The sequence below is a fragment of the Phycicoccus sp. DTK01 genome, assembly GCF_017312765.1.
Taxonomy (GTDB): domain Bacteria; phylum Actinomycetota; class Actinomycetes; order Actinomycetales; family Dermatophilaceae; genus Phycicoccus; species Phycicoccus jejuensis.
The window spans coordinates 76340-96319 of record NZ_BOPU01000009.1 but is presented as its reverse complement, the minus strand read 5'-3'; the positions used below and the strand labels follow the sequence as shown (position 1 = coordinate 96319).

Sequence of the window (19980 nt, the reverse complement as noted above, 5' to 3'; positions counted from 1 at the left end):
CGGCGACCGTGATGGTCGCCGCCCCGTCGCGGGTGGGGGTGGAGTGCCCGGTGGTCAGCCGCCGATGCCGCGCCCGGCACGCAGCTCGTCGCGGATCTCCTTGAGCAGCTCGGTGTTCGGGTCGATGGTCTCGGCCTCGGGCTCCTTGGGGAAGAAGCGCTCCTTGGCCCGCTCGTAGGGCTTGACGACGAGGAAGTACACGACCGCGGCCATGAGGACGAAGGCCACCGTGGCCGTGACGAACGGCCCCACGGTCGTCCAGCCGCCCGGCTGCCAGTCGTCGAACTTGAACTCGGCGCCGCCGGTGACCTTGCCGATGAGCTCGACGACGATGTCGGTGAAGGCCTTGACGACCGCCGCGAACGCCGTGCCGATGATGAACGCGACGGCGAGCTCGACGAGGTTGCCGCGCAGGAGGAAGTTCTTGAAGCCCGTCATGGTGCTTCCCTTTCGCAGAAGTTGACGCGGCCACCGTATTGCGCTCCCGCGCAGCCCGCGACCCCCGTCCCGTCGTGTCGCGGCGCCGGATCGGTCGCGGGGTGCCGACGACCCGGCCGCCACGCCCGTTCATCCGCCGGTCGCCAGCAGGGTCACGGTCACGAGCCCGTCGGTGCCGCCGTGCCCGGTGAGCACCCGGTCGGCCGCCTCGGGCGTCAACGAGAGCACCGCCCCGGGTGCGGTCGGGGGCGCAGGCCCGGCCCCGAGGCCGACCTCGTCGGGCGGTGGGTCGACCGACAGCACGACCGCGTCGCGCGCCAGGACGGGACCACCCGGTCCGGGGTGGACCGCGACGACGCCGCCGGGGGCGAGCAGCCCGGCCGACCCCGGGTCGGCGAGGGCGACGTGCAGCGCGACGCGCCCCGAGGGCAGGCCCTCGGTGACACCCCGCGGGACCAGGCGCGTGGCGGTGACCGCCTCGCCGGCGGCCAGCGCCGCGCCGACCCGCCGGCCCGTCACCGCGCCGACGTCGGTCAGCGCCCCGGGCTGCCGCGCCGCCACCGGCACCCGGATGGACGTGATGTCATCGGCGCGAAGGACCGACCCGGCCGCGACCTCGCGCGCGGCGACGAGCACCGGGACGGTCGGCGGCGGGGGAGGCCGCACGACGTGCAGCACGGCGAGCACCGCCCCCGCGAGGCACGCCGCTGCGAGCACCCGGCGCAGCACCGAGCGCCGCCAGCGGGCGGCGCGTCCGGGGCCGAGGAGGCCGGGCAGGAGGGCGAGGGGCATGCCGCGACGCTAGGTCGCGGCGCCCGACGCCGGGAGGGGTCAGGCCGAGGTTGTGGACGACGACGCGCCCGCGGAGGCCCCTGTGGACGACGAGGTCGACGAGGAGGACGACGACGACGTCGTCCCGCCCGAGGACGAGCCCTCGGACGTCGAGGACCCGGAGGAGCCCGAGCTCCCCGTCGAGGACGACCCGGAGGACGACCCCGTCGAGCCGCTGCCCGAGCGCGAGTCGGTGCGGTAGAACCCGCCGCCCTTGAAGACGATGCCGACCGCGTTGAAGACCTTGCGCAGGCGCCCGCCGCACTCGGGGCACTCGGTGAGCGAGTCGTCGCTGAAGGACTGGACGGCCTCGAAGCGGTGGTCGCACTCGGTGCACGCGTAGGCGTAGGTCGGCACGGTGGTCCTCCTCGGACGACATCGGGGCGCCGCCGGACCCCTCACGGTGGTGCGGGTCTCGCGGCGGCGCGGTCCCCCCAGGATACGGCCCGCGCCGCGTCCCCGGTGCCGCACCCCGACGGGCCCCCGGCCCCGTGCACCGGGTCCGGGGGCCGCCGGCCCTGCCAGGGGTCTACTTCACCTCGGCCCGGGTGACCCACACCATCCCGGCGAGGAGGGGCAGGAGCACCCAGACGCCGACCGAGGTGCCGAGCTGCGCCCACTGCTCGCCGGTGAGGCTCCCGCCGAACAGCGGCTGCATCGTGCGGTTGAGGTCGAGCCACTCGCCGGCGCTCGCCGCGGCGGACCACAGCGACCCGAGGATGGACCAGCCGGTCGGGAGCACGTAGTAGAGGACGACCGCGGCCGGGGTGTTGCGCAGGAGCATCCCGAAGGCCAGGCCCTGGAGCAGGCCGAGGAGCACGTAGCCGCCCGCGCCCAGCAGCACCGTGCCCTCGACGCCCCAGTCCCCGGTCGCGCCGCGCAGCCCGATGGCGGCGGCGTGCACCGCGGCGGCGAGCGCGAAGGAGAGGACGACCGCGACGACGCCGACCGCGAGGGCGGCGACGACCTTGGCCCACGCGACGCGGGCGCGGCGGGCCTCGAGGGTGAAGGTGACGAGGGCGGTGCGCTGCGACCACTCGGAGGTCACGGCGAGGATGCCGACCACCGGCAGCAGCAGCGCCATCGGCATCGCCGTCGCCTGGAGGTAGGCGCCGTACGGGTGGTCGCCGCCCTGCTGGACGAACAGGACGGTGAGCGCCCCGGCGATGACGACGCCGATCGCGACGAGCAGCCATCGCCCGGCCCGGGTGTCGGTCATCTTGCGCAGCTCGGCCCGGACCAGCCGGCCGAAGGGGATGCCCCGTGCCGGGCGCGGCCCGGCGAGCGGCTCGGGCAGGCGCGCGACGTGCGGCGTGCTGTCCGCCGGCGCGCGGCGGGTCGTCGTGGTGGTGGCCGTCGTGGTGCTCACGCCGCCACCTCCTCGCGGGCGGCGCCGGCCGTGAGCTCGAGGAACATCTCCTCGAGCCCGCGCTCGTCGCCGGCGCGCAGCTCGCGCAGCGCCACTCCGGCGCCCAGGGCGACCCGCCCGACGGTGTCGGCGTCGGTCTCGGCGACGAGCCCGCCGGTGGCCGACGGCGAGACGGCCACGCCGGCCGCCCGCAGCGCCTCGGCGAGGGCCGCGTCGTCGACCGAGCGCGCGACCGTGCCCGTGCCCGAGAGCAGCTCGTCGGTCGTGCCGGCGGCGACGACCCGTCCGTTGCCGATGACGACGAGGTCGTCGGCGACGCGCTCGATCTCGTTGAGCAGGTGCGAGCTGAGCAGCACCGTGCCGCCGCGCGCGGCGTACCCGCGCAGGACGTCGCGCATCCAGCGGATGCCGGCGGGGTCGAGGCCGTTGGCGGGCTCGTCGAGGACGAGGACCTCGGGGTCCCCGAGCAGGGCGTGGGCGAGGCCGAGCCGCTGGCGCATCCCGAGCGAGTAGTTGCGCACCCGGCGCAGGGACTCCTTCTCGGTGAGGCCGACGACGTCGAGCATCTCGTCGACCCGGCGGCGGTCTACGCCGGTGAGGATCGCGCCGAGCGTCAGCACCTCGCGGCCGGTGCGGCCCGCGTGCTGCGCCGAGGCGTCGAGGAGGAGGCCGACGTGGCGGCCGGGGGTCGGCAGGGCGGCGTAGGGGCGGCCGAGGACGGTCGCGGTGCCGCTGCTCGCCGGGGTGAGGCCGGCGACGACACGCATCGCCGTCGTCTTGCCCGCGCCGTTGGGGCCGAGGAAGCCGGTGACCCGGCCGGGGCGCGCCGAGAACGACACGTCGTCGAGGGCGGTGAAGGCGCCGTAGCGCTTCGTGAGGTGGTCCACGGTGATCATGGGGACGACCCTTCCGCGCGCGGCCGGCCGCGGCCATGGGGGTCGGGCCCGATCCGACCCCGAGACCACCCCTGAGCCGACCCCGGGGTCCGCCCGCCGACGCCCGGGGTCGTCGACTCAGCCCTCGGCCCAGCCGGCGAGCCGGCCGCCCCGGCTCACGGCGTGCAGGCGCTCCTCGACCCGGGCGCGCACCGCGGTCGGGGTGATGACGAGCAGCTGGTCGTCGTGCCGCAGCACGTCACCGTCCTTGGGGACGAACGAGGCGTCGTCGCGGACGACGAGCGCGACGTTGGCCCCGGCGGGCAGCCGCAGCTCGAAGACGCGCACGCCGGCGAGGCGCGACTCGGGGCCGATGTCGATCTCGAGCATCTCGGCCCCGAGGTCGGTGAGCGGCGTGGCCTCGACGGCGAGGTCGACGCGGTGGTGCAGCGCCCCCACCCCGAGCCGGCGCGCGACCCACGGCAGCGTCGGCGCCTGGATGATCGTGAAGACGACGACGAGGACGAAGACGAGGTCGAACATCCACTCGACCCCCGGCGTCCCCATCGTCACGGGGACGGTGGCGAGGACGACGGGGACGGCGCCGCGCAGGCCGGCCCACGAGAGGAAGGCCTGGACGCGCCACGGGATGCCGAAGGGCGTGACCGACACGAGGACCGACAGGGGCCGCCCGAGGAGCAGGACCGCCGCCCCGACGACGAGGGCAGGCACCAGCTGCTCGGCGAACCCGCTCGGGCTGGCGAGCAGCCCCAGGAGCACGAAGAGCCCGATCTGGGCGAGCCAGCCGATGGCCGTCGCGAACCCGGTGACGGCGGGACGGTGGGGCATCGGCAGGTTGCCGAGGACGAGCGCCGCGAGGTAGCAGGCGATGAAGCCCGAGGTGTGGATGCTGTCGGCGGCGGCGTAGGCGAGCACCGCGACGGCGAGGACACCGATCGCGAAGAGCGCCGACGACGTCGTGGCGACCAGCCGCATGACGCGCGCGCCGAGCCAGCCCACGCCGAGCCCGACGACGGCGCCCCCGGCGAGCTCGAGGCCGGCGACGAGGAGCAGGTGCCACCACGGCTCGGGCTCGGCGCCCGGCGTCAGCTGCGCCGCGAGCGCCGTGACGAGGAGGACGACGGGCGCGTCGTTGAAGCCCGACTCGGCCTCGAGCATCCCGGAGATCTGCCGGGGCAGCGGGACGCGACGCAGCACCGAGAACACGGCGGCGGCATCGGTCGAGGCGGTGACGGCACCGATGAGCAGCGAGACCTCCCACGACCACCCGAGCACCCCGCGCGCCACGCCGGCGACGACGATGACGCTGACGAAGACGCCGACGGTCGACAGGGCGATGGCGGGGGCGACCGACCGGCGGATGCCGGACCACTGCGTCGTGATGCCGCCCTCGACGAGGATGAGGACGAGCGCGGCGTAGCCGAGGACCTGGGTCAGCTCCTCGGAGTCGTAGCGGATGCCGAGGCCGTTCTCGCCGAGGGCGAGCCCGATCGCCAGGTAGACGAGGAGGGATGGCAGGCCCGAGCGCAGCGAGAGCCGGACGGCGGCGACCGCGACGACGAGGACGACGCTGCCGACGAGCAGGACGCGCGAGAGGTCGTCGACCGTGAACCCCGTGGGCGCGACGGCCTCCGCGAGCAGCGTCGACCACGCCTGCGTCACGGGGGACCGTCCTCGTCTCGTGGGGGGAGGTGTCCTAGTCTCGCAGGGTGAGTCGCCTCGTCGTCGCCCGCCGGGTCCTGGTGGGACTCCTCGCCGTCATCGTCGTCGTCGCGGTGGTCGCCGGCGTGCTCGTCGTGACCGCGCTGCGCAGCTCGCTGCCGACGCACTCCGGCGAGGCGACCCTCCCGGGCCTCTCGGCCGCCGTCACCGTCAAGCGCGACGACAGCGGCGTGCCGCACATCTACGGCGACTCGGTCACCGACCTCGCCCGCGCGCAGGGGTACGTCCACGCGCAGGAGCGCTTCTTCGAGATGGACCTGCGCCGGCACATCACCGCCGGACGGCTCGCCGAGCTCGTCGGCCCGGCCGGCGTCCAGACCGACAAGGTGATCCGGACGATGGGGTGGCGCCGCATCGCCGAGGAGGAGCTGCCGACCCTCGAGCCCGAGACCCGTCAGGTGCTCCAGGCGTACGCCGACGGCGTCAACCGCTACCTGCGGGGTCGCAGCCCCGGCGACGTCTCCGCCGAGTACACGGTCCTCGGCCTGCAGAACCCGCTCGGCGACATCGAGGAGTGGACGCCCGTCGACAGCCTCGCGTGGCTCAAGGCGATGGCCTGGGACCTGCGCGGCGACTACTCCGACGAGCTCGCGCGCGCCCGCCTCACCGGCCGGGTCTCGCGCGCGCAGATCGCCGACATCTACCCGACCTACGACGCGGAGGCGCACCCGCCGATCCTCTCGACCGACGAGTGGTCGCCGGGCGCCACCTCCGCGGCCCCGGCCGCCGCCTCGGCGCCGGACGAGACGACCGGCCCACGCGCGCGGGCGGCCTACGCGCAGGTCGAGAAGGCGCTGCACGCCGTCCCGCAGCTCGTCGGCCGCGGCGAGGGGGTCGGCTCGAACTCGTGGGTGGTCTCCGGCGCGAGGACGGCCAGCGGCAAGCCGCTGCTCGCCAACGACCCGCACCTCGGCGTCAGCCAGCCCGGCATCTGGATCCAGAACAGCCTCTCGTGCCGCACCGTCGGCCCCGAGTGCCCCCTCGACGTCTCGGGCTTCTCGTTCGCCGGCGTGCCGGGTGTCGTCATCGGCCACAACGGACGGATCGCGTGGGGCTTCACCAACCTCGGGCCCGACGTCACCGACTTCTACCTCGAGCGCGTCGTCGGCCAGACCTACCTGCGCGACGGCGACTGGGAGCCGGTGACCACCCGCGAGGAGACGATCAAGGTCGCCGGCCACGCGGACCAGCGGATCACCGTCCGCGCGACCGCGCACGGGCCGATCATGTCCGACGTGCTCGCCTCCGCCCGTGACGCAGGCAGCCGCGCGCCGACCGCGGCCGAGGGCGACGAGAACCAGGACTACGCGGTCTCGCTCGCCTGGACGGGGCTGCGGCCCGGCAAGACCGCGGACGCCATCCTCGGGTTCAACCTCGCGTCGAACTTCGACGAGTTCCGCACCGCGGCACGCTCGTTCGCCGTCCCCGCGCAGAACCTCGTCTACGCCGACACCGACGGGCACATCGGGTACCAGGCCCCGGGGCTCGTGCCGATCCGCCGCGCGGCGGTCGCGAAGAGCCCGCCCGGCTACTGGCCGGCGCCCGGGTGGGACTCCTCGTACGACTGGAAGGGCTATGTGTCCTTCGACGACCTCCCGTGGGTGCTCGACCCCGAGGACGGCGTGGTCGTCGCCGCCAACCAGGAGGTGACGAGCAGCCGCACGCCGTTCCTCACGACCGAGTGGGACCATGGCTTCCGGTCCACCCGCATCGCCCAGCGCCTCGAGAAGCTGGAGAAGGCGACGCCGGCCGACATGGCGTCCGTGCAGATGGACGACGAGGACCTCTTCGCGCGGACCCTCGTCCCGGCGCTGCTCAAGGTGCCGCTCGAGGTGCGCGAGGGCGAGACCGGCGAGCAGGACCTGCTCGACTTCACCGAGGGCGCCCGGGACCTGCTGCGCGACTGGGACTACTCGACCCCCGCCTCCGACTCCGACGCCTCCTCGGCGGCGGCGTACTACAACGCGGTGTGGCGCAACCTCTGCGAGCTGACGTTCGACGACGAGCTGCCCGCCGACATGAAGTCCGACGGCGGCGCCCGCTGGCGCGCGGCCGTGACGCGCCTGCTCGAGGACCCCGACAACGCCTGGTGGGACAACCGGCTCACGCCGAACATCACCGAGGGGCGCGACGAGATCCTGCGCCAGGCCCTCGTCGAGGCGCGCCTGGAGCTGACGACCGAGCTCGGCAAGGACCCCCAGGGCTGGGACTGGGGCAAGCTGCACCGGTTGACCCTCCAGCACCGCGTCCTCGGCGGCGACGCCGTGCCGGGACCGGTGCGCTGGCTGTTCAACGAGGGGCCCTACGACATGCCCGGCGGCTCGGCCATCGTCAACGCCAACGGCTGGAGCACCAGCGAGGGCTACCGGGTCAACTGGGCGCCGTCGATGCGGATGGTCGTCGACCTCTCCGACCTCGACCGCTCGACGTGGGTCAACCAGACCGGCGTGAGCGGACACGTCCTCGACGACCACTACGCCGACCAGGTCGGCGACTGGGTCGCCGGCCGTCAGCGCGCCTGGCCGTTCACGGCGGGCGCGGTCGACGCGACCGACCCGGACGTGCTCACCCTGCGCCCGGACAGCGCACCGAGCGGCCCCTGACCGTGACCTGGGGTCTCAGCGGTCGAGCGTGCCGTCCCGCAGGACGGTCAGCCCGTCGGCGGTGAGGACCGCGTCGACGGGCACGTCGTGCTCCTCGCGGGGCAGCGGCTCGTCGTCGAGCTCGCCCGGGTGGAGGAGGACGACGACGGGCGCCCCCGCGCGCCGGCGGGGGAGCGCCTTGTCGTAGCAGCCGCCGCCCTGCCCCATCCGCGTGCCGTCGGCGTCGACGGTGAGGCCGGGGGCGAGCACGAGGTCGGCGCGCGTGGGGGCGTCGAGGCCGAGGCGGGCCGCCGCGGGGTCGGCGAGGTCGTGCCAGTCGAGGTCGAGGTCGGCGAGGGTGTCGGGGACGAGCACCCGCGCGCCGCGCGCCACGAGGGCGTCGTTGAGGGCGGCGGTCGGCGGCTCGCCGGGCACCGACTCGTACGAGAGCACGACCGCGCCGGACCCGAGCCCGAGCCGGTCGAGGAGCTCGAGGGCGCCGCGCGCGAGGGCCGCGGCGTCGGCCTCGACGGAGCGCTCCGCGGCGATCGTGCGGCGGCGGGCGCGCAGCTCCTTCCGGCGCACGGACTTCGGGCTCTGCGGCATGTCCGGCATCGTAGGGTGGGCGCCATGACCAGCGAAGCCCTCCGGGCCGCGACGGCCAGGATGCGCGAGGCCGGGGTCGACGAGCTCGCCGTCCGCGTCTTCGCCCGCTACCACGAGCAGCTCGCCGACGACGTGACGGGGACGATCCCCGAGTCGAGCGTCGACCCGCTGCCGGACCCGCCGTCGCTCGAGGACCTCGACCTGACGCCGGAGGCCGTGCGCGAGGCGCTGGCCGGCACCGTCGTCGTCAAGCTCAACGGCGGCCTCGGCACGGGCATGGGCATCCAGGGCCCGAAGTCGGCGCTCGAGGTGCGCGAGGGGCGGACCTTCCTCGACGTCATCGCCGAGCAGGTCCTGGCGCTGCGGCGCGAGCAGGACGTCGAGGTCCCGCTCCTCCTCATGAACTCCTTCCGCACCCGCGACGCCTCGCTCGAGATCCTCCGGCGGCACCCGGGGCTTGAGGTCGACGGGCTGCCGCTCGACTTCCTCCAGAGCAAGGAGCCCAAGCTCCGCGCCGACGACCTCTTCCCGGTCGACCACCCCGCCGACCCCGAGCTCGAGTGGTGCCCGCCCGGCCACGGCGACGTCTTCGTCGCGCTGCGCACGACCGGCCTGCTCGCCGAGCTGCGGCGGCGCGGCTTCCGCCACCTCTTCCTCTCCAACGCCGACAACCTCGGGGCCACGTGCGACGGCGCGGTCCCGGCGTGGATGGCGGCCGAGGGCATCCCCTACGTCGCGGAGATGAGCGCACGCACCGTCAACGACCGCAAGGGCGGCCAGCTCGTGGTCCGCCACACCGACGGCCGTCTCGTGCTGCGCGACTCGGCCGCCGTGGCCCCGGGGGAGGACGAGTACTTCCAGGACCTCGAGCGCCACCGCTGGTTCCACACGAACAACCTCTGGATCGACCTCGAGGTGCTCGCGGAGCGGCTCGACGAGCACGACGGCGTCCTCGGCCTGCCGATCATCGTCAACCGCAAGACCGTCGACCCCACGGACCCCTCGTCCACGCCGGTCGTCCAGGTCGAGTCGGCGATGGGCGCCGCCGTCGAGCTCTTCGACGGCGCGCGCGCGATCGCGGTGCCCCGCAGCCGCTTCCGGCCGGTCAAGACGACCAACGAGCTGCTGCTCATCCGCAGCGACCTCTACCGGCTCGCCACGGACGGCACGGTCGAGGCGGCCACCGACCGTCCCGACCCGTTCGTCGACCTCGGCCCCGCGTACAAGCTGGTCGACGACTTCGAGGCCCGGTTCCCGTCCGGCGCACCGTCGCTGCGCGAGTGCACGAGCCTGCGGGTCGAGGCCGACATCACCTTCGGGGCCGACGTCGTGTGCGTGGGCGACGTGCACCTGTCCGGCGAGGACCGGCACGTCCCGGACGGCGCCCACCTCGGACCGGACGCCTGATGCGCACCGTCGCCGAGCACCGCGCGGTCGTCCTCTCGCTCGTCGAGCCGCTGCCGGCCGAGCGCGTCGCCGTCGGGTCCGCCCTCGGCCGTGTCCTCGCCGAGGACGCCGTCGCGGCCGTCGACCTGCCCGGCTTCGACAACTCGGCGATGGACGGGTACGCGGTCCGCGCTGCTGACCTCGCCGGCGCCGGCGAGGAGACCCCGGTCGTCCTGCCCGTCGACGGCGACGTCGCCGCCGGCGACACCGCACGGCACGTCCTCGCCCCGGGGCACGCGCTGCGCATCATGACCGGCGCCCCGCTGCCCGAGGGCGCCGACGCCGTCGTGGCCGTCGAGATGACCGACGGTGGCGCGCACCGGGTCTCGGTGCGCCTGGAGCCCGAGGTCGGCCGCCACCTGCGCCACCGCGGGGAGGACGTGCGCACGGGCACCGTCGTGCTGACCGCCGGGACGCGGCTCGGGCCCGGCCACGTCGCGCTCGCCGCGGCCTCCAACGTCGCCGAGGTCGTCGTGCGCCGCCGTCCGCGCGTCACCGTCGTCTCGACCGGCGACGAGCTCGTGCCCGTCGGCGGTCACCTCGAGCACGGCCAGATCGTCGACTCCAACCACCTGATGCTCCGCGCCCTCGTCGAGGCGGCCGGGGCCGAGGTGGCGGCCGGCGTCCACCTGCGCGACGAGGCCGACGCCGTCCGCGCCTTCCTCGCGGCGCCCGACGGCGACCCCGACCTCGTCATCACCACCGGCGGCGTCTCGATGGGCGTCTACGACACGGTCAAGGAGGTGCTGACCGCCGACGGCGGCGTCGAGTTCACCAAGGTCGCGATGCGCCCGGGGATGCCCCAGGGCTGCGGCCGGGTCACCGCCAGCGGCCTGCCCGTCGTCACCCTGCCGGGCAACCCGGTCAGCTCCTTCGTCTCCTTCCACGTGTTCGTCCTGCCCGCGCTGCGCCGCCTGGCCGGGCTCGACCCCGACGACGACGGCTCCTTCGAGGCCGTCGCCGGCGCCTCCTGGTCGGCCGCCCCCGGCCGCACGGAGATGACGCGCGTCGTCGAGCGCGACGGTGTCGTCGTCCCCTCCGGCGGCCAGGGCTCGCACGTGCTCGGCGCGCTGGCCGGTGCCACCGCCCTGGCGGTCGTCCCCGCCGACGTCGCGACGGTCGAGGAGGGGCAGGCGCTCCGCTGCCTCCCGCTGCTGGGGCATCATCGGGGCTGTGGCTGACCCCCAGCGCCCGGTGAGCGGGCTGACCCACGTCCGGGCCGACGGCACGGCGCACATGGTCGACGTCTCGGCCAAGGCCGTCACGGCCCGTCGCGCCGAGGCCCGCGGACGGGTGCTGCTCTCGGCGGCGGCCGTCGCGGCGCTGCGCGACGGCACGGTCCCCAAGGGCGACGCCCTCGCGGTCGCGCGGATCGCCGGCATCCAGGCGGTCAAGCGCACCCCGGAGCTCGTGCCGCTGGCGCACCCGGTCGCCGTCCACGCCGTCGAGGTCGACCTCGACGTCGTCGACGACGGCGTCGAGATCCGCGCCGAGGCGCGCACGGCGGACCGCACCGGCATCGAGATGGAGGCGCTGACCGCCGTCACCGTCGCCGCGCTCGGCCTGATCGACATGGTCAAGGCCGTCGACAAGCACGCGCGCATCACCGACGTCCGGGTCACCGCCAAGTCCGGTGGGCGCTCGGGGGACTGGGAGGAGGGCCGATGAGCGACGGACCCGACCTCTCCGGCCGCCGCGCGGCGGTCGTCACGTGCTCGACGCGCGCGGCGCAGGGCGTCTACCCCGACCGGGGCGGCGCCCTGATCGTCGAGGCGCTGCGCGGGTGGGGCATGCAGGTCGCCGAGCCGCGGGTCGTCCCGGACGGCCCGGCCGTCGCCGAGGCGCTCGCCGCGGCGCTGGCCGACGGCCCCGACCTGCTCCTCACCACCGGCGGGACAGGGCTGACGCCGACCGACGGCACGCCGGAGGCCACCCGCCCGCTGCTCGACCGCGAGGTGCCCGGGCTCGCCGAGGCGCTGCGCTCGCGCGGTGTGGCGCAGGGGGTCCCGACCGCGGTGCTGTCACGGGGGGTCGCCGGCCTCGCGGGGCGCACGCTCGTCGTCAACCTGCCGGGCTCGAGCGGCGGGGTGCGCGACGCCCTGGCCGTGCTCGCCGAGGTCCTCCCGCACGCCCTCGACCAGGTCCGCGGGAGCGACCACTGATGTGGCGCCGGCTGCGGCGCGCGGAGGGGGGCGCGCCGGTGGCCGGGGCACCACCGGAGTGGGTGTGGCCGCTGCGGCTCTCGGGCACCACGCCGACCGGCACGGAGGTCCTGATGCGCCCGCTCGTCCGCGAGGACGGGCCGGTCTTCCAGTCCGTCCGCCGGGCGAACGCGGCCTGGCTCGAGCCGTGGGACGCGACGTCGCCGGACCCCGACGCGCCGGCGCGCACGTTCGACGAGCTCGTCGCCACCTACGACGCCGACGCCGCCGCCGGGCGCTCGCTGCCGCTCGCGCTCGAGTCCGGGGGGCGCCTCGTCGGCCAGGTCAACGTCGGCACGGTCGTCTTCGGGTCCTTCCGCTCGTGCACGGTCGGCTACTGGGTGAGCCGGGCGGTCGCCGGTCAGATGGTCGTGCCCACCGCCGTCGCGCTCGTCGGCGACCACCTCCTGCGCCGGGTCGGGCTGCACCGCATCGAGATCAACATCCGGCCCGAGAACACGGCGAGCCTCGCGGTCGTGCGCAAGCTCGGGTTCCGGTCCGAGGGACGGCGACCCAGGTACCTCCACATCGACGGCGAGTGGCGCGACCACCTCGCCTTCGCGCTCACCGTCGAGGACCTCGGCGGCGAGCCCCTCACGGCCCGGCTCGCCCGGATCACGGCGACGGAACAGCCGTCACAGCAGTCACTTCCGCGACACACCGACCCGGGTGCGGAATCCTGAGGCCGCGCGCACCTACCGTCGGACCGTGCGGTCCCCGTCGAGCCTGATCTTCCTCGTCCTCCTCGGGGTCTGGGCTGCCTACTTCGTGCAGTACTGGATCCGTCGGCGCGACCACCTCTCGACCGCCCGTTCGGTCGAGCAGTTCAGCGCCGCCATGCGCGTCCTCGAGCGTCGCGCGCCGATTCCTCGCACCGACCTCTCGGACCCGGCGCCGCGCACCTACGCGGTGCACCCTGCGCGCCCGACCCGGCCCGAGGTCGTCGTCAAGCGGGCCGCGGCCGCCGAGGGTGGTTCTGCCCGACCGGTGCCCGCCGCGCCGCGTCCGCGCACCGCGCCCGTCGTGCACCAGGGCGCCCCGCGCCGGGTGCGCGCCCTCGCGCTGCTCGCCGCCTTCGCCGTCCTCCTCGTCACGGGTCCGCTCGCCGCGTTCTCCGCCCTCGGCGGCTGGGTGCCGGCCCTTGCCGGCATCGCGCTGCTCGCCGCCTTCGGCTGGGTCCGCGCCGGCGTGCGCGCCGAGCAGGCCGCCCGGTCCGCCCGCCGCCGCCGCGACGCCGAGGAGGCCCGCCGGCGTGCGAGCGCCGCTCCCGCCACCGCCGGTGCCCGCCGCCGCCCGGCCGCCGCGCAGGGCCGCCCGGCCGTCCCGGCCACCCGCGCCACTGCGCCCGCCGCGCGTCCGGCCGCTCCGGCCGAGGTCGCCCCGACGGAGCAGGACGCCGGCACACAGGCGCCGGTCGTCGCCGCTCCCGCCGCGGAGGCCGACCCGCAGCCCGTCACGGCGGACGAGCCCGTGGCCGAGGTCGCCCCCGAGCCGGAGCCCCAGCCGCAGCTGGAGTACGTGCACCTCGTCGACGAGGACGACATCCCGCTCACCTGGGAGCCCGTGCCGGTCCCGCGCCCCACGTACACGATGAAGGCCAAGGCCGAGCGTCCCGCGGTCGCCCCCGCCGCGACGGCCCCCGAGGCCGCCCCGGTCGAGGCACCGGCCCGCGAGGACGACCTGCAGCAGCGCCGCGCCGCCGGCGCCTGAGGCCCCCCTCCGGGCGTCCAGCCCGGGCCCCCGTCCGCGGACGTGTGTGAAGACCGTCGGCATGCCGACGGTCTTCACACACGTTCGGGGAAGGAACGACGGCACCCGGTCGACTCCCGGACGTGGGTGAACCCGCCGGAAGACACCGGCGGGTTCACACGCGTTCGTGCTGAGGGGGGGGTCAGTCCTCGTCGGGCTGGGACTCCGGCGGCGCGTCCCGGCCGAGGCGTCGGGCCTCGGACTCGGCGGCGTTGCGCTCGGCGCGGTCGGCCGCCTCGTCGCCGAGCACGGCGCGGGCGGTCATGTCCTCGTCGTGGTCGACGTCCTGCGCCGGTGACTCGGGGTTGTCGAGGAGGTGGTGCCCGACCGCGTTGAGCACGGCCACGGTCGGGACGGCGATGAGGCCGCCGATGATGCCCGCGAGGATGAGCCCCGCGGCGATGGCGAGGATGACGGCGAGCGGGTGCAGGCTCATGGCCCGGCCGATGAGCAGCGGCTGGAGCAGGTGGCTCTCCATCTGCTGCACGCCGATGACGATGGCGAGCATGATGAGGGCCTTGACCGGGCCGAGCGCGACGAGGGCGAGCAGCACCGCGACCGCCCCGGAGACCGCGGCCCCGACGATCGGGATGAACGCGCCGAAGAAGACGAGCAGGGCGATGCCCGAGGCGAACGGCACGCCGAGGATCGCGGCACCGACGCCGATGCCGATGGCGTCCGCCGCGGCGACGAAGATCGTCGCGCGCGTGAAGGCGGCCAGCTGGCCCCACGCGATGATCCCCGAGGAGTGGACGCGCTCGCGGGCGCCACGGGGCGAGAGCCGCACGACCCAGCCCCAGATGCCGGCGCCGTCGTAGAGGAAGAAGAAGAGGGTGAACAGGGCGAGGAAGAACCCCGTCAGGAGGTGGCCCACGGTGAGGCCCGCGGCCGCTGCGGTGTCGCCGATGCCGGCGGAGCTCATCGACTCACGGGCCCTGGCGATGTAGTCGGTCAGCTGCGTGTCGGTGATGCCGAAGGTCGTCTGCACCCAGCTGCGCACCTGCTCGATGCCGTCGGTGACCTTGGTCGTGATGTCTCCGAGCTGGCTGGTCAGCTGCGAGCCGACGAACGAGATGAGCCCGAAGACGACACCCATCGTGCCGATGACCGTGACGAACGCCGCGAGGCCGCGGGGCAGGGCCCGCGCGAGGAAGTTGTGCACCGGGTGCAGCAGCGCGCTGAGCAGCAGCGAGACGACGATCGGGATGACGACCTCGGACAGCACCGTGGTCAGCCAGAGGACGACCCCGAGCGCCGCGCCGATGACGATGCCGCGCCAGGCCCACTCGCTGGCCGTGCGCACCCCCAGCGGGACGCCCCACTCGGCGCGTCCCCGGGGGTCGTGGGCGGTGAGGGGCTCGACACCCGTCACGGGCAGGCTCCTCGGCAGGTCGCTGGGCCCACCGCTGGTGGTGGGGCGGCCGGGCCGGGGGAGTCTCATGCGTCGACTCTAGGGGGTCGTGGAGGGCTCGAACCCGCCGCGCCACCCTCGACGACCAGCCCCGACGCCGCCCTCGCCGCCGGCCGTCGCCACGGGGGCGGGCCGGTTTCGGGCGACGGGTCCGACGGTGTTATCGTTTCTCCGCACTCGGGGCTGTGGCGCAGTTGGTAGCGCGTCTCGTTCGCAATGAGAAGGCCAGGGGTTCGAATCCCCTCAGCTCCACCGATGACGAGGGACCCGGCACGCTTTTCCGCCGGGTCCTTCGTCGTCGCTGGAACGGTTCGCGGGGATTCGAGGAGGAGCCGCCGGCGCGGAGCGCCCCTCTCGCGACGGAGTCCCCTCAGCTCCACTCGAGAGAAGGGCCGGCGCCAGCCGGCCCTTCTCGTGTGTGGAGGGGGGATTCGGGAGCGGCGCGGGGTGCCCTCAGCTCCACCGATGACGAAGGACCCGGCACGCTTGTCCGCCGGGTCCTTCGTCGTTCCCGGGGAATGTGGTTGCCGCTCGTCGCCCGCCCGGGTTGGGTGGGTGGCACGAGCGACATGTGGAGCGACCCCGCGTCCGACCCCCGCCCCGTCGGCACGCCGGTCGAGGAGCTGGCCGTGCTGCGCCACTACCTGACCTTCCACCGCCTCACCCTCCGGCTCAAGTGCGAGGGGCTCGACGCCGAGCGGCTCGCGCGCCGGTCGGTGCCGCCGAGCAGCCTCAGCCTGCTCGGACTCGTTAGGCACCTGGCCGTCGTCGAGCAGTACTGGTTCCGGCACGTGCTGCAGCAGCTCGAGGTGCCCGACCCGCTCTACGCGGACGACGACGACCCGGACTTCGAGCTGACGAGCGCGACGGGCGATCCCGCCATGGTCGAGGACTCGTTCGCCGCCTGGCAGCACGAGATCGAGGCCGCCGACGCGTGGCTTGACACCCTCGCCCCGGAAGACCTCGGCTCGACGGTCACCCGGCGCGACGAGGAGCTGGCGGTGCGCGACGTGCTCGTCCACCTCGTCGAGGAGTACGCCCGGCACAACGGCCACGCCGACCTGCTGCGCGAGTGCATCGACGGGCGCACCGGCGAGTAGGAGGCCGGCCTCGGACGTGCTCAGGCGACCGGCTGCGGCGCCCCCACGGTCCGGGTCGTGACCGCGGCCTCGCACAGGCGGAGGAAGGCTCCGAGCGCGACGAGCTCGTCGGCGCTGCGCGGCGAGAAGTCCGTGAGCACGCGGGAGCGGACGACGAAGGCCGAGTGCTGCCCGCGCGAGACCGCGACGTTGAGCCGGTGCCGGTCGAGGAGGAACCCCATCCCGCGGGAGACGTCGGAGTGCGACGACGCGGCCATCGACAGGATGGCGACGGCCGCCTCCTGCCCCTGGAAGCGGTCGACCGTGCCGACGGCGACGTCGGGCAGGCCGGCGTCGTCGAGGACCCGGCGCAGCAGGGTGACCTGCGCGTTGTAGGGCGTGATGACGACGACGTCGCGCTGGCCCAGCGGCCGGGACCCGACGGGGGTGCCGTCGGCGTCGCGGGCCCCGGGGTCGGTCCACTCCCGGCCGAGGAGGTCGCGGACGAGGTCGACGACGGCGTCGGCCTCCTCGGGCGAGTGCGTCGAGTTGTCGCGGTGCTCGACGAGGCGCACGTGCAGGCCGGGCTCGACCCCCTCGAGGAACCGACCGGCCGTCACCTCGGCGTTCGAGACGAGCCGGCCCTCGTAGGCGAGGTCGGAGACGCGCGCGGTGAGCGCGGGATGCATCCGCCAGGTCGTCGCGAGGAAGTACCCGAGCTCGGCGGGCAGGACCGAGGCCCCGCCGGCGAGCCAGACGAGGGCGGCGGTGTCGACGGGCTCGGCGTGGACGCCGGTCGTGACACCGGGCAGCTGCTGCGGGTCGCCGAGGAGCAGGAGGCGCTGCGCCGCCACCGACACGGCAAGCGCCTTCGCTAGGGAGAACTGCCCGGCCTCGTCGATGACGAGGAGGTCGAGCTCGCCGCGACCGACCCGCTTGGTGTTGGTGAGGTCCCAGGCCGTGCCGCCGACGACGTACCCGCGCCCGGCGGCGCGGTGCTGGGCCGCGAAGCGGGCGAGGTCGTCGGCCTTCTCCAGGGCGGTCCACGGCGGGTCGGCCGACCGGGCACCCGCCTTGCCGACCTGGTCGGCCGGCACCCCCGCGGACGCGACGAGCGTCGTGATGACGTTCTCGACGGCGGCATGGCTCTGGGCGGTGACCCCGACGGCCCAGCCCTGCGCGACGAGCCGGGCGATGACGTGCGACCCGACGTAGGTCTTGCCGGTCCCGGGTGGCCCCTGGACCGCGAGGCAGGAGTCGTCCATCTGCCGCAGCGCGGTGGTGATGGCGTCGACGTAGCCGCCGGGCCCGTCGGCGACGGGCAGGGGGGCGCCGCCGCGCAGCCGCGGCGGGCGGCGCAGCAGGAGGTCGGCGCCGGCCGAGGTGGGGAGGCGACCGTCGGGACGCACCCGCGCGGCGACCTCGGCGAGCGCGTCGTCGATGCTCGCCGTCATCACGTGGTCGCTGGGGACGAGCGCGACCGGGCCGACCTCGTGCGGCGACGGCCCCGGCTGGGTCTCCTCGACCTCGAGCACCTGGCGCACCCACCCGGACGCGGTGAGCGAGTCCTCGGCGGCGCAGACGGTCAGGCCGGAGCCGCTCGCGCCGTGCGCGTCGTGGACCCCGGCGGTGACACCCTCGGGGGTCGGGGTCGCGTACACGGCCGCGACCTTGGCGCCGACCGGCAGCGGGAGGTTGCGCGTCGGCTCGCCGTGCAGCCGCAGCCGACGCCGGGCCTTGCGGGCGCGCGGCGGTCGGTGCCAGTCGTCGACGACCTCGACGTCGTCGACGACGAACACGCCCTCGGCGGAACGCCACTCGCTGATGGGCAGCCGCAGGCGCTCGAAGTGCTCCTGCCACTTCGGCTTGTCCTCGCGGGCGTGGAAGAGCACGGCGGAGCCGACGAGCGCGACCCCCTGCTGCTCGGCGGACCGGTCCGCGGCGACGACGCCGTCGACGTGCGCCCGCACCGCGGCCTCCAGCTCGAGGGCGGCCCGCCGCCGGTCGCTCACCGGCGCCTCCTCGACCCGGTCCGGGGGCGGGGTCGGGGCGTCACCCCACACCTCTCGCCGGCGGGCCAGCAGCCACTCGCGCAGGAGGTAGGTGGACTCGCAGTCCTTCTCGTTGTAGTCGGCGATGGACTTCAGACGCTGCGCGGCCTCGTCGAGGCGTCCGTCGACGAGCGCCTGCTCGTACTCGTGGTACGCCACGATGCTCTCGGCGCCGCCCTGGACGTCCTCCTCGCGCTCGTCCATGTAGAGCGGCTCGAGCTTCTTGATCGAGTACGAGCGCTGCGAGACGCGCAGCGCGGCCCGGACGACGGCGTAGAGGTCGACGAACACGCCGTCGCGCAGGAGCTGGTCGACCTCGTCCTCGCAGACCCCGTGCCGGGCGGCGAGCCGCAGCAGCGCCGAGGTCTCGTACGGGGCGTAGTGGTAGACGTGCAGGCCGGGGAAGCGGCGCCGGCGCTGCGTCACGTGCTGCACGAAGGCGATGAGCGCCTGCTTCTCGCCGGCCCGGTCGTGCGCCCAGAAGGGCCGGAACTCCTGTTCGCCGGTGTCGACCTCGACCATCCCGAAGAGGTACTCCAGCCCCCAGTCGGCCGAGCCGCGCTCGTGCCACAGCGGGTCGCCCTCGAAGTCGAAGAACACGTCACCGGGATCGGGCGGAGGCATCCGGCGCAGGGCCTCGGTGTCGACGAGCTCGTACGACACGGCGCCCTCGGGGTCGGCGTCCTGACGCAGCTGCAGCCGCGCCTGGGCGACGAGCCGCTCGAGCTGCGCCGGCCGGACGTCGGGCACCGGCTCGGTCCGCGTCGCGAGCTCCTCGACCGTGTGGACGCCGGCCTCGTGCAGGCGGGCCCGGGTCGGACCCCGCATCCCGGCGACGAGCAGCAGGTCGCGGGCGGCCTCGACCTCGGGGGTGCACGCGGCGCACCGCCCGCACGCCAGCCAGCGCTCGTCGCCCCACCGTGCCGGGCCGTCGCCGGCGAGGTGGTCGGTGAGCAGCTGCTCGAGACGCGCCCGCCGCACCCGGTAGACCGACAGCACGTCGCCGAGCGGCACGTCGCGCACCTCGCCGTCGCCGAGCACCAGCCGGGCGACCGGTGCGACCGGGACGCCGGCCCCCTCGAGCAGCGCCGCGTAGGCCGCGACCTGCAGCAGTGCGGGGACGTTCTCGTGGCGGGCCAGCTTGGTGTCGCTGACGACCCATCCGGCGTCGCTGCGCTCGAGGAAGTCGGCGCGCCCGACGAACGAGCCGTCGAACAGCGTGGCCTGCGACAGCACGGCGGCGTCGGAGGCCAGCGCCTCGAGCGTGGCGTCCATCGCGGCGGCCAGCCCGACCGGGGTGTACGCCGGCGACGGCAGCTGCCGCACCCGCCCGCGGTGCAGGTCGTGCAGCCGCCGCAGCTCCGCGTTCTCGTGCTGGTCGCCGAGCTGGGAGACGCGGCGCAGCATCGCGTCGTCGGGGTCCTCGACGGCCTCGCGCAGCCCGCGGACGACGTCGAGCCCCACGACGAGGGCGAACTCGCACTGCGACGCCGTGCGCAGGTCGCTCGCGCTGAGCACGAGTCGCTGGTCGTCGCCGAGGAGGAACATGGCGGCAACCTACGCCGGGCCCCTGACAGCCCCGTCGACGCCGGCGCCGGC

The 19980-nt window shown here is 75.2% G+C and carries 17 protein-coding genes and 1 tRNA gene; 9 read left to right on the top strand and 9 right to left on the bottom strand.

Annotated elements, in window-relative coordinates; all coding sequences use genetic code 11:
- Positions 1–54 precede the first annotated feature (54 nt).
- The 6 genes from mscL to J3473_RS16470 form a co-directional block, all read right to left on the bottom strand.
- Positions 55–438 carry a large conductance mechanosensitive channel protein MscL gene (gene mscL, locus J3473_RS16495; RefSeq protein WP_207024979.1) on the bottom strand — a complete coding sequence of 128 codons (384 nt, stop codon included), beginning with the start codon at positions 436–438 and terminating at the stop codon, positions 55–57.
- 129 nt (positions 439–567) lie between these two features.
- The gene (locus J3473_RS16490; RefSeq protein ID WP_207024978.1) at positions 568–1230 is read right to left on the bottom strand and encodes an SAF domain-containing protein; all 663 of its coding nucleotides are present in this window, start codon (positions 1228–1230) and stop codon (positions 568–570) included.
- A gap of 39 nt (positions 1231–1269) precedes the next feature.
- Complete coding sequence (locus J3473_RS16485) at positions 1270–1626, bottom strand: FmdB family zinc ribbon protein (protein ID WP_030528685.1); 357 nt, start codon at positions 1624–1626, stop codon at positions 1270–1272.
- 172 nt (positions 1627–1798) lie between these two features.
- Positions 1799–2638, bottom strand: a complete 840-nt coding sequence (locus J3473_RS16480) for an ABC transporter permease (protein ID WP_242525922.1) — start codon at positions 2636–2638, stop codon at positions 1799–1801.
- A complete protein-coding gene (locus J3473_RS16475; protein WP_030528687.1) occupies positions 2635–3534 on the bottom strand; it encodes an ABC transporter ATP-binding protein in 900 nt (299 codons plus the stop codon). The genes J3473_RS16480 and J3473_RS16475 overlap by 4 nt, the downstream gene beginning before the upstream one ends.
- A gap of 117 nt (positions 3535–3651) precedes the next feature.
- A complete protein-coding gene (locus tag J3473_RS16470; protein WP_242525921.1) occupies positions 3652–5196 on the bottom strand; it encodes a potassium/proton antiporter in 1545 nt (514 codons plus the stop codon).
- Between the two features lie 47 nt (positions 5197–5243).
- On the opposite strand from J3473_RS16470, the gene J3473_RS16465 reads away from it, so the two are divergent.
- The gene (locus J3473_RS16465; protein WP_207024977.1) at positions 5244–7859 is read left to right on the top strand and encodes a penicillin acylase family protein; all 2616 of its coding nucleotides are present in this window, start codon (positions 5244–5246) and stop codon (positions 7857–7859) included.
- 15 nt (positions 7860–7874) lie between these two features.
- On the opposite strand, the gene J3473_RS16460 is transcribed toward J3473_RS16465, so the two are convergent.
- Positions 7875–8444, bottom strand: coding sequence for a 5-formyltetrahydrofolate cyclo-ligase (locus J3473_RS16460; RefSeq protein ID WP_207024976.1), 570 nt, complete (start codon positions 8442–8444; stop codon positions 7875–7877).
- Positions 8445–8468: 24 nt separating this feature from the next.
- Here J3473_RS16460 and J3473_RS16455 point away from each other — a divergent pair, with 24 nt between their 5' ends.
- The 6 genes from J3473_RS16455 to J3473_RS16430 are packed head-to-tail and all read left to right on the top strand — an operon-like array spanning position 8469 to position 13801.
- Complete coding sequence (locus J3473_RS16455; RefSeq protein WP_207024975.1) at positions 8469–9851, top strand: UTP--glucose-1-phosphate uridylyltransferase; 1383 nt, start codon at positions 8469–8471, stop codon at positions 9849–9851.
- Positions 9851–11071, top strand: coding sequence for a gephyrin-like molybdotransferase Glp (gene glp, locus J3473_RS16450; protein WP_030528692.1), 1221 nt, complete (start codon positions 9851–9853; stop codon positions 11069–11071). Before J3473_RS16455 ends, glp begins: the two co-directional genes overlap by 1 nt.
- Entirely contained in the window at positions 11064–11558 is a 495-nt protein-coding gene (gene moaC, locus J3473_RS16445) for a cyclic pyranopterin monophosphate synthase MoaC (protein WP_256437954.1), read from the top strand. Before glp ends, moaC begins: the two co-directional genes overlap by 8 nt.
- Positions 11555–12052 carry a molybdenum cofactor biosynthesis protein B gene (locus J3473_RS16440; protein WP_207024974.1) on the top strand — a complete coding sequence of 166 codons (498 nt, stop codon included), beginning with the start codon at positions 11555–11557 and terminating at the stop codon, positions 12050–12052. Before moaC ends, J3473_RS16440 begins: the two co-directional genes overlap by 4 nt.
- Before the next feature lie 38 nt (positions 12053–12090).
- Positions 12091–12774, top strand: a complete 684-nt coding sequence (locus J3473_RS16435; protein WP_242525920.1) for a GNAT family N-acetyltransferase — start codon at positions 12091–12093, stop codon at positions 12772–12774.
- Positions 12775–12799: 25 nt separating this feature from the next.
- A complete protein-coding gene (locus tag J3473_RS16430) occupies positions 12800–13801 on the top strand; it encodes a hypothetical protein (RefSeq protein WP_207024972.1) in 1002 nt (333 codons plus the stop codon).
- Positions 13802–13982: 181 nt separating this feature from the next.
- Here the strand turns inward: J3473_RS16430 and J3473_RS16425 are convergent, their stop codons facing one another.
- Complete coding sequence (locus J3473_RS16425; RefSeq protein ID WP_084696803.1) at positions 13983–15281, bottom strand: AI-2E family transporter; 1299 nt, start codon at positions 15279–15281, stop codon at positions 13983–13985.
- Between the two features lie 149 nt (positions 15282–15430).
- Here J3473_RS16425 and J3473_RS16420 point away from each other — a divergent pair.
- Positions 15431–15503: transfer RNA gene (locus tag J3473_RS16420), tRNA-Ala, on the top strand.
- A 317-nt stretch (positions 15504–15820) separates the two neighbouring features.
- Positions 15821–16351 carry a DinB family protein gene (locus J3473_RS16415; protein WP_207024971.1) on the top strand — a complete coding sequence of 177 codons (531 nt, stop codon included), beginning with the start codon at positions 15821–15823 and terminating at the stop codon, positions 16349–16351.
- 20 nt (positions 16352–16371) lie between these two features.
- Here J3473_RS16415 and J3473_RS16410 read toward each other — a convergent pair whose 3' ends face one another.
- A complete protein-coding gene (locus J3473_RS16410) occupies positions 16372–19929 on the bottom strand; it encodes a bifunctional RecB family nuclease/DEAD/DEAH box helicase (RefSeq protein WP_207024970.1) in 3558 nt (1185 codons plus the stop codon).
- Positions 19930–19980 lie beyond the last annotated feature (51 nt).

What these genes read in the sequence shown, in the direction of transcription:
- J3473_RS16460 (WP_207024976.1), bottom strand. Translation starts at nt 8,444, where the DNA reads ATGCCGCAGAGCCCGAAGTCCGTGCGCCGGAAGGAGCTGCGCGCCCGC.
- J3473_RS16490 (WP_207024978.1), bottom strand. Translation starts at nt 1,230, where the DNA reads ATGCCCCTCGCCCTCCTGCCCGGCCTCCTCGGCCCCGGACGCGCCGCC.
- J3473_RS16455 (WP_207024975.1), top strand. Translation starts at nt 8,469, where the DNA reads ATGACCAGCGAAGCCCTCCGGGCCGCGACGGCCAGGATGCGCGAGGCC.
- J3473_RS16475 (WP_030528687.1), bottom strand. Translation starts at nt 3,534, where the DNA reads ATGATCACCGTGGACCACCTCACGAAGCGCTACGGCGCCTTCACCGCC.
- mscL (WP_207024979.1), bottom strand. Translation starts at nt 438, where the DNA reads ATGACGGGCTTCAAGAACTTCCTCCTGCGCGGCAACCTCGTCGAGCTC.
- J3473_RS16440 (WP_207024974.1), top strand. Translation starts at nt 11,555, where the DNA reads ATGAGCGACGGACCCGACCTCTCCGGCCGCCGCGCGGCGGTCGTCACG.
- J3473_RS16415 (WP_207024971.1), top strand. Translation starts at nt 15,821, where the DNA reads ATGTGGAGCGACCCCGCGTCCGACCCCCGCCCCGTCGGCACGCCGGTC.
- J3473_RS16410 (WP_207024970.1), bottom strand. Translation starts at nt 19,929, where the DNA reads ATGTTCCTCCTCGGCGACGACCAGCGACTCGTGCTCAGCGCGAGCGAC.
- glp (WP_030528692.1), top strand. Translation starts at nt 9,851, where the DNA reads ATGCGCACCGTCGCCGAGCACCGCGCGGTCGTCCTCTCGCTCGTCGAG.
- J3473_RS16425 (WP_084696803.1), bottom strand. Translation starts at nt 15,281, where the DNA reads ATGAGACTCCCCCGGCCCGGCCGCCCCACCACCAGCGGTGGGCCCAGC.